The following is an 8,027-nucleotide window of genomic DNA, read 5'->3' on the forward strand; positions in this document are numbered from 1 at the left end:
CGGGTGCTCTACGCCGCTCGTCGATTGCGGCCCAAAGAGAAGCCGCCCACCCTCGGTGCTCGTGCCAAGCGAATGGCGGCAGACGTGATCGACCTGATCGTCGCGGTCATCACCGTCACACTGCGACGGGCCGACGAGATGGGCGATGCGATCACCGCCCGCGGCGGCACCGGTCAGATCTCGGCGGCCCCGTCGCGGCCGAAACGGGCTGACTGGGTGGTGCTTTCGATCGTGTCAGCAGTATGTGCTTGCGCCGTGGCGGCTGCACTGCTGTAGCCGGCTCTTAGAACCGCACCAGTGCCGGCACGTCTGCGAGCGCGCAGTTGGGAATGCGTTCGGCCGCGCGCAGCAGGAAGTTGAGCTTCTCGATGCGCTCGCCCGATCGCGGCGCACCGTTCTTCTGAAATGGTGCCCCTAGCCCGACCGCCAGGTCCATCACGACATCGTCGATGACACCACCCGACCGGCCCGACGGGATCGCCAGAATTGCGTTCTGCGAGGCGAATTCGAAGCAGTCAAGCGCTTCGGCGATGGTTCCGATCTGGTTGGGCTTGAGGATGAAGCCATCGACGGCCGACGTCGTGACGGCCCGCTCCAGGCGGTTTCGGTTGGTGACGATCAGATCGTCGCCGAGGATGATTGAGCGGTCGATGGCCTGCACCGCTTTGCTGAACCCGTCCCAGTCATCCCCGTCGAGCAGATCCTCGATGAACACCATCGGGAAGTCCTCCGACAACGTTCGCGCGTAATCGATCAGAGCCTCGGCAGTCACCCGCCCGCCGTTGAATGCGTAGGTTTGCGTGCTGTTGTCGTATACCTCGCTCGAGGCGCAGTCGATGGCAAACGCCATGATGTCGGCACAACCGGCTTGCTCGACAGCCTCGGCAAGCACGTCCATGACCACGCGCGGATCGCTGGATGGAGCGACATACCCGTACGAGGATGCGATCAGCGGCGCGCGGCCAAGCCGTCGGGTCAGCACCTCGCCCAGCACGCCGAACAGGCTCACACCCTGTTCGACCGCCGACTCGATCGATTCGGCGCGATAAGGCACGACGAGGAACTCGCTGAACGTCTGATAGATATCGCCGTAGCGACCACCGTTGATCATGTTGAAGCTGGGCGCGGGCACGGTGGTCGGCGTTGGTAGTCCTAGCAGTCCACCGAGATAGGTGTATGTGGGAAGGCCCGCCGCCGCGGACGCCGTGCGCAGCAGCGCGATTGAGGTGGAGTAGATGGCGTTTCCGCCTAGCCGGTGCTTGTCCGGTGTGCCGTCGAGTTCGATCATGACTCGGTCCAGAGACCGGGGGTCGTCGAGTTCGGCGCCCACAAGAACCGGAGCGATTTCGTCGGCCACAGCCGAGACCGCGCGGTGCACGCTCAGCCCGTGGTATTCGGACGGGTCTCCATCACGCAGTACGAACGCCTCGTGCGCGCCGACTGACGTGCCGGTCGGTGACGCGCCACGGCCGACATGGCCTGTGTCAGTGGTGATTTCAACCTCAACCAATGGACGTGCCTTGCAGTCCAGCAGTTGGCGGGCGACCACGGATGCGATTTTCATCGACGAACTCCCACAACAAGCGATTGCCAGCTTACGAGGGGACGACTGAGAAGCCGCTGAGAAAGTGTTTGTCTCAGAAGACTGCGATGCAGACCGCGACGAACTGGCAGATCGCTGCGACCGCCGTACATGCGTGAAAAATCTCGTGATAGCCAAATGTCGTCGGCCACGGGTCAGGCCAGCGCACTGCGTAAAACACCGCGCCGAGGCTGTATAGGGCGCCGCCGACCGCGAGCAGCACCCCCGCGGCCACACCAGCGTTGTGCAGGATTACCCCCGCGTACCAAACCGCTACCCAACCCAGCAGCAGATAAAGCGCCACGCCCAGCCAGCGCGGCGCGTCGGGCCAGAACAACGTCAACGCGATTCCGGCCAGCGCCCCGCCCCACACAATCGCTAGCACCACCTGCCCAGTGGAACGTGGCATGTCCAGCAGGGCGAACGGCGTATAGGTGCCGGCGATGAGGACAAAGATCATCGAGTGGTCCAGCCGTCTCATCCAGCTCCTGGCGGAAACGGAACCCCAATCGACCCGGTGATAGGTCGCGCTAACGGCAAACATCGTCACGATCGCCAGCGTGTAGACCAGCGTCGCATGACCCGCTTGCTTCGACTCCACCGCCCACGACACCGCTACCAATGCTGGGCCGGCGATGAGGGCCGCGAAGGCGCAATAAAGATGGATCCATCCGCGCAACCGTGGCTTGCCAAGGACACCGACCTCGGACTCGGCGAAACGGCCGGTGTTGTCGACGTCATCGGTCGGTACGTCTGCGATGGACCGGCCGGCCGCGTCGAGATGGTAGGTCACCATTTTTTTCTCCCTTGCTCGCGATCCGGATCGTCGTTAAGTGTCTCTGCACCAAGCAATCCGGGTTATCGACGTGTCGCTCCGTAATGCGTTATGGAACCAACCTGTTACGGAACCGTTTTCGCAATGCTGTGAACTGGGCTTTCATCCATGGCAGCGCCAGGGTATGAGGGGGTCGTTGAGAAGTCGCTGAGAACGGCATCGAGCTGTGTGACCTGCGCCGACGGGAGCGATCTTCGTTGTTCCCAGCTGGCTCTCAGCCCTGCAGAATCAGACTATGTGGGTGTTTACCGGGCGCTTGCCCAGCTTGGGTATCGCCGCTCGCTCAGCGGCGATCACAGCGGTGGTCGTCCTGGTCGCACTTACCTTCGCGGGCGTGGTCTTTGACCTGATCTTGTATCGGTCGTTGTTGGTGGGCGTCGATGACGCCAGCGCGGGCAGAGTTCGCACCATAGTTGACGCCCTGCATTCGGAATCGCCGGACGATCTCGACAGCACGCTTCTTTCCACCAATCAGCACGTGGTCGCGATCCAATTGATAGCCCCTGATGGCAACGTGGTGAAGCGGTCGGGGACTGCGCCTGCCACACCTCTAATACCCGTCACGGAGTTCACCTTGAACTTGCGTCGCGGCATGTCAGATGATGCGGTGCCCAACGAAAACATGCGGGTGAGCGGTCAGCGGGTCAACACTGCATCCGGTGAGTACACAGTGCTCGTCGGCGGAGGTAGCGAGGCGGTCGAGGAGACTGCGCGGATCGCCGCGCTGCTGTTGGCAGCGGGCGCGCCGATCATCATCGCGGTCGCGGCAGCTGCCAGTTACCGGCTTGTTCGCCGGTCACTGCGATCGGTGGACGCTATCCGAAGCAGGGTGGCTGAAATCTCAACCTCCGACTTGGCCGAGCGGGTACCCGTGCCCACCAGTCGCGACGAAATTTCAGCCCTGGCAGTCACCATGAACAAAATGCTGGCGCGCCTGGAAGCCGGCCACCAAGCGCAGCAGCGGTTCCTCGGCGACGCGTCTCACGAACTGCGCAGCCCGCTGGCCACGATAATCTCCGGTTTGGAAGTCGCCGAGGCCCATCCAGAACTGCTTGATGCGGAATTGACAGTTGACACCCTGCTGCCCGAGGCGCACCGCATGCGGGTGCTGATCGAGGATCTGCTCTTGTTGGCCCGCGCCGATGAACAAAGTCTGGTGCTGCGCAAAGAGCAGGTGGCGGTCGACGAACTCGCCGAGGTGGAGGCTGCTCGTTTGCGACGCGACGGCTGCACGATCCACACCGAAATCTCCGCGGCGCGTTTGATCGGCGACCGGGTGGCGATCTCGCGGGTGATTCGCAATCTCGTGGATAACGCTGTCCGACACGCGAAATCGCGTGTCGACATCGAGGTTGGCAGCCGAGACGGCAACGTCATACTCACCGTCAGTGATGACGGGCCAGGCATCGCCGCAGCCGACCGAGCCCGGGTCTTCGAACGGTTCGTGCGCCTAGACTCAGACCGCGCGCGCAGCGGCGGAGGCACCGGCCTGGGCTTGGCGATCGTCGCCGAGGTCGTGGCCGCGCACGGTGGCACGGTCAATATTGACGACCGCAACGGCGGCGGAACAACCATAAACGTCACGTTGCCTCAACAAACCAATCGGTAGCCGACGCCTCGGATTGTCTCAATGGTGTTGGTACCGAAGGGAGCGTCGATCTTGCGGCGGACATATCCCACATAGACCTCAACAACGTTGTCAGGGCCCTGGTAGTGCGCATCCCACACATTGCGCAATATCTCGGCTTTCGTCACCACCACGTCTTTGTTGCGCATCAGAAACTCGAGCAGCCCATATTCGCGGGGGGTCAGAGTGATTGGGGTCGAACCACGTTGGACTGTGTGCCTAGCAGGATCCAGTGACAACGAACCAGCGGTCAATACCACCGGCCGCTCTGGCGCACCGCGACGCACCAACGCGTGCAGGCGCGCCACCAGCACTCTGAACGAAAACGGTTTCGTCAGATAGTCATCCGCTCCGAGATCGAACGCATCGGTCTGGTCATACTCGCCGTCCTTTGCAGTCAGCATGAGCACCGGCGTCCACACGTCCTGCGTCCGCATTCGGCGCAGGACCTCGTATCCACTAAGGCCCGGGAGCATGATGTCCAGAACCACAACGTCGAAGCTGTTGTCGATCGCCTCGCGCAGGCCCTCGGTGCCTGTGCCTACAGACACAACGACGAAGCCCTCGGCCTTCAACCCCTTGGACAATGTCGCCGACAACCGCGGTTCGTCCTCGACCAGCAGGACCCTCATATATCGGTACGCTACTTCGAGCGGCTCGCTGCGCGAAAGGCCGAAGGCCAACGGAGGCGGGACCGCTTCAGGGATGCCGTTATTCAGCAGGAGGGCCAGTAGTGACCAGCGTAGCGAATCCGATTCCGCCACAAGACCTTTCAGGAATCGTGGGGCATCGCTTTATCTATACTTACGCTAACGGCTGGCAATACGAAATGTATGTCAAAAACCCCAGTACAATCGACTACCGTATCCACTCAGGCCACGTAGGAGGCCGCTGGGTCAAGGGCCAGCAGGTCGACCTGGTCCAACTCGACGAAGACAGCTTCAAAGTGTCCTGGACCGAACCCACCGGCACCTGTGTGGCCGTCAACATCCTGCCGGCCAGACGCCTCATCCACGGGGTGATCTTCTTCCCCCAGTGGATCCGCATCCATGGTGAGCACACCGTTTGCTTTCAAAACGAGCACCTCGATCAGATGCGGGCCTACCGTGACCAAGGACCCACCTACCCCATCTACCAAGTCCCCGAGTTTGCCCACATCACGCTGTTCGAATACGTCGGTACCGACGATGAGTCGGTTATCGACAAAGCTCCGCAAGAGCTTCCCCCGGGCTGGTCCAACCGGACCGCCTAGCGGGGTGTTACGCGGCGGCTAGTCTTGCGTCGGTGATGCCGAAGGGCCCGTCGGTGTCGAACGTCGCGCGGGTGGCGGCGACGTGCTCTTCGACAGTCATTGGTTTCGACCCGCCGATCACCTCGACGAGATTGTTGAGCCCGGAGAAGACGCCGTCGCGGTAATCCTGCGTCACATTGCGCAGGTGCTGCACGAAATGCGCGGACCCGCCAGCGGCCGTCAGCCCCGCGGCGAATGTCGAGATCTCGATCGGCTCGTAGCGGACCGGAATGCCCAAAGTGTTGCCGATTTTCGCGGCGATGGAATACCAGTCGAGTTCTTCGGCACCGAACAGCGGATAGCTCTGACGGTCATGCGGATCGGGGGTTTGCAGAATTGCCGCAATGACTTTGGCTTGATCCGCCGCGGCGATCGGGGCGTGGCGGACATCTGCCAGCGGCAGCCGGTAGATGCCTTCATCGCCGTCGCGCACCCAGAAGCCGTTCAGCCATTCCATGAAGAACGTCGGGCGCAAATGCGTCGTCACCAGCGCGGTGCGATCCAACAGCCGTTCGGCGATCCAATGTTGCCTGGCGGCATTGCTTTTGGCTTCGCGTCGCGCCGAGATCTGCGACATGTTGACGACCGCATGCACACCGGCCTCACTGGCAGCCTGTGCGAAGTTGGCCGTGGCCTCGATCAACCCAGGGGCGATCGGGTAATTGAAGTAGGCCGCGGTCACCCCGACAGTCGCCGCACTAACCGAAGGGAAGTCCAACAGATCGCCCTGGACGACTTCGGCACCCTGTTCAGCTAGCCGCTCGGCGCGACCATCCAGAGTTCGCACCAGTGCCCGGACGTTAAGGCCACGTTCCCGCAGCAAGCGGACGGTGTGTGCACCGGTTTTGCCGGTAGCGCCGGTGATCAGGAATAAGTCGTCCTTGGTGGTCATGGTGTTGCCTCCCCCAGTCGCAGATGTCCGAGCTGACCTCTGGGCCAACCACCGGAAACCGATCGGTATTCCAGGAGTAGCTGTAAAACCTGAACATTAATCGGCACAAAACTGGTCGGTATACTCCAACACTATGGACAGCAGCCTCAGCGCACCAGCACGAATCCTGTCCGCGGCCAGATCGCTTTTCTACCGCGAAGGCATTCATGCGACCGGCGTCGAGCGCATCGCACAACAGGCGGGGGTGTCAAAGCGCACGATGTATCAGCACTTCCCGAGCAAGGCGCAGCTGGTGGAGGAGTACCTGCGCGGTATCCACGAGAACGGGGGGATGCCCAACGAAAAAGCCCTCGACGCTCCCGGTGCAAGCCCGCGCAACCGCCTGTTAGCGATCTTCGACAGCCCGCCGACCACCCGTTTCCGCGGCTGCCCCTTTCACAACGCGGCGGTCGAAGCGGCCGATGACATGCCCGGCGTGCACGAGGTGGTTCACGAACACAAGCTGCAATTCATTACTCGTCTCAGCGACGCGGCCACCGACGCCGGAGCGAAAGACCCCTATCAGTTGGGCCATCAGCTGGCAGTGCTCTTCGAGGGAGCCACGTCACTGGCCACCTCGCTCAACGACACCGCCCCGCTGATTCATGCACGATCTGCTGCAGAAGTGCTTATCGACTCGGCCGTCAGGAAGCGCGCGCCGTCGAGGTGAAACCCACGAGCACCCTTACGGATGATCGGCCACGAAGGCTGCTGCGCGGTCCCATACCTCGTCAGCTGGCACATCGTGAACGTTGTCGTCGCGGATCTCGCCCAGCTTGTCGATGGCCAACCGGATCCGCGTTAGTGATACCGGATCCTTCGACCAATATTCTTCATCGATGCCGAGCACGGCCACCAGCAGATCCCCGGGGCCCAGATCGCCTTGCAACAGCGGATCCCATTGGAGCTGCACCGCGGCCCGCGGCAACAGATGGCTCAGTCCTTCATTGTGTGACAACAGAATACGGATGTCCGCTGTGGTGAGGGAGCCAATGGGTTGGCGACGCAATGCGTGCACACGCCGAATCACGGCCGTGGCGTCCTCGGACGCGACCCGAACGTCGTCGTCCAGCTGCTCCAATGACAGTTCGTCCTCGGCGTCGGCACAGACCGTCCAACGACCGCCCTCGCGCCGGCACACGAGCGTTTGGTCTTTGCCGCCGAAGTAAGGGCGGGTAAATCGGGCCAACGCGATGTCGCCGAAAACCCGTACGCCGAGGACCCCGACGGGGTCGCTGTCTGTATCGACGGGTTCGTCTGCGTCCGGATTCGCAACGTTGTCCAAAAAGGATTCGGCTTCATCCGCGCACATCAGCGCCGCCATCTCGCGCGGTACTGCCCGATCCGTTGCCAATGCGAACACCCTCAGCAGATCTCCGATCTGCGCTTCATCGTCGGCTGTCATCTCACGCGGCGCGCGCGGTCCAGGTGAAGCTGTGCATGTTAGGAATCTGCGGCACCAGGGCGGCCGCGACACTGCGACCGATTTGATCAGCCGCAGCGAGGGGAGTGGTGGGGTTTAAGAAACCTTCCAGTTCGACACGCAGGGTCCGCCCCGTCCAGCGGGCTCGAGCGTGCGAGTGCTGCACACCGGGCACCGCCGTGGCGGTGGTTTCGGCGGTCGTGACGATCTCCGGGTCGACGCCGTCGAGCAGCCGGTGGGCGATATCAGCGGACACCTCCCAGCCGACGTGGCAGATGAATCCGGTAACCACGATGCCCGCGATCGCATCGGCCCAGGCCCAGCCGAGTGCGACACCG

9 protein-coding genes and 1 pseudogene are annotated in these 8,027 nt (G+C 62.4%); 4 read left to right on the plus strand and 6 right to left on the minus strand.

The window, feature by feature from the left end; translation table 11 throughout:
• A partial coding sequence (locus WBF82_RS18465) for a CbiQ family ECF transporter T component (RefSeq protein ID WP_424384403.1) occupies positions 1-276 on the plus strand: 276 nt, incomplete at its 5' end.
• A gap of 7 nt (positions 277-283) precedes the next feature.
• Here the strand turns inward: WBF82_RS18465 and eno are convergent.
• Both eno and trhA read right to left on the minus strand, forming a co-directional pair.
• Positions 284-1,564: a phosphopyruvate hydratase gene (gene eno / locus WBF82_RS18470; protein WP_424384404.1), complete on the minus strand. Its 1,281-nt coding sequence runs from the start codon at positions 1,562-1,564 to the stop codon at positions 284-286.
• 73 nt (positions 1,565-1,637) lie between these two features.
• A complete protein-coding gene (trhA, locus tag WBF82_RS18475) occupies positions 1,638-2,378 on the minus strand; it encodes a PAQR family membrane homeostasis protein TrhA (RefSeq protein ID WP_424384405.1) in 741 nt (246 codons plus the stop codon).
• Positions 2,379-2,652: 274 nt separating this feature from the next.
• On the opposite strand from trhA, the gene WBF82_RS18480 reads away from it, so the two are divergent.
• A complete protein-coding gene (locus WBF82_RS18480) occupies positions 2,653-4,026 on the plus strand; it encodes an ATP-binding protein (protein ID WP_424384406.1) in 1,374 nt (457 codons plus the stop codon).
• On the opposite strand, the gene WBF82_RS18485 is transcribed toward WBF82_RS18480, so the two are convergent.
• A complete protein-coding gene (locus WBF82_RS18485) occupies positions 4,008-4,676 on the minus strand; it encodes a response regulator transcription factor (protein WP_424384407.1) in 669 nt (222 codons plus the stop codon). The two genes, WBF82_RS18480 and WBF82_RS18485, sit on opposite strands and share 19 nt — an antisense overlap.
• Before the next feature lie 101 nt (positions 4,677-4,777).
• Between WBF82_RS18485 and WBF82_RS18490 the strand changes: the two genes are divergently transcribed.
• Positions 4,778-5,296 carry a phenolic acid decarboxylase gene (locus WBF82_RS18490; protein WP_424384408.1) on the plus strand — a complete coding sequence of 173 codons (519 nt, stop codon included), beginning with the start codon at positions 4,778-4,780 and terminating at the stop codon, positions 5,294-5,296.
• A 7-nt stretch (positions 5,297-5,303) separates the two neighbouring features.
• On the opposite strand, the gene WBF82_RS18495 is transcribed toward WBF82_RS18490, so the two are convergent.
• The gene (locus WBF82_RS18495) at positions 5,304-6,227 is read right to left on the minus strand and encodes an NmrA family NAD(P)-binding protein (protein WP_424384409.1); all 924 of its coding nucleotides are present in this window, start codon (positions 6,225-6,227) and stop codon (positions 5,304-5,306) included.
• Between the two features lie 133 nt (positions 6,228-6,360).
• Here WBF82_RS18495 and WBF82_RS18500 point away from each other — a divergent pair, with 133 nt between their 5' ends.
• Positions 6,361-6,936, plus strand: coding sequence for a TetR/AcrR family transcriptional regulator (locus tag WBF82_RS18500; protein WP_424384410.1), 576 nt, complete (start codon positions 6,361-6,363; stop codon positions 6,934-6,936).
• Between the two features lie 15 nt (positions 6,937-6,951).
• Here the strand turns inward: WBF82_RS18500 and WBF82_RS18505 are convergent, their stop codons facing one another.
• Positions 6,952-7,671, minus strand: a complete 720-nt coding sequence (locus tag WBF82_RS18505; RefSeq protein ID WP_424384411.1) for a contact-dependent growth inhibition system immunity protein — start codon at positions 7,669-7,671, stop codon at positions 6,952-6,954.
• 1 nt (position 7,672) lies between these two features.
• A pseudogene (locus tag WBF82_RS18510) lies at positions 7,673-8,027 on the minus strand (cation diffusion facilitator family transporter); the annotation flags it as partial.

The organism is Mycobacterium sp., from assembly GCF_049673265.1.
Taxonomy (GTDB): Bacteria; Actinomycetota; Actinomycetes; order Mycobacteriales; family Mycobacteriaceae; genus Mycobacterium.

Bases quoted from the DNA above. Each gene is read 5' to 3' on its own strand.
- eno (WP_424384404.1), bottom strand. From the start codon at position 1,564: ATGAAAATCGCATCCGTGGTCGCCCGCCAACTGCTGGACTGCAAGGCA.
- trhA (WP_424384405.1), bottom strand. From the start codon at position 2,378: ATGGTGACCTACCATCTCGACGCGGCCGGCCGGTCCATCGCAGACGTA.
- WBF82_RS18480 (WP_424384406.1), top strand. From the start codon at position 2,653: ATGTGGGTGTTTACCGGGCGCTTGCCCAGCTTGGGTATCGCCGCTCGC.
- WBF82_RS18485 (WP_424384407.1), bottom strand. From the start codon at position 4,676: ATGAGGGTCCTGCTGGTCGAGGACGAACCGCGGTTGTCGGCGACATTG.
- WBF82_RS18495 (WP_424384409.1), bottom strand. From the start codon at position 6,227: ATGACCACCAAGGACGACTTATTCCTGATCACCGGCGCTACCGGCAAA.
- WBF82_RS18500 (WP_424384410.1), top strand. From the start codon at position 6,361: ATGGACAGCAGCCTCAGCGCACCAGCACGAATCCTGTCCGCGGCCAGA.
- WBF82_RS18505 (WP_424384411.1), bottom strand. From the start codon at position 7,671: ATGACAGCCGACGATGAAGCGCAGATCGGAGATCTGCTGAGGGTGTTC.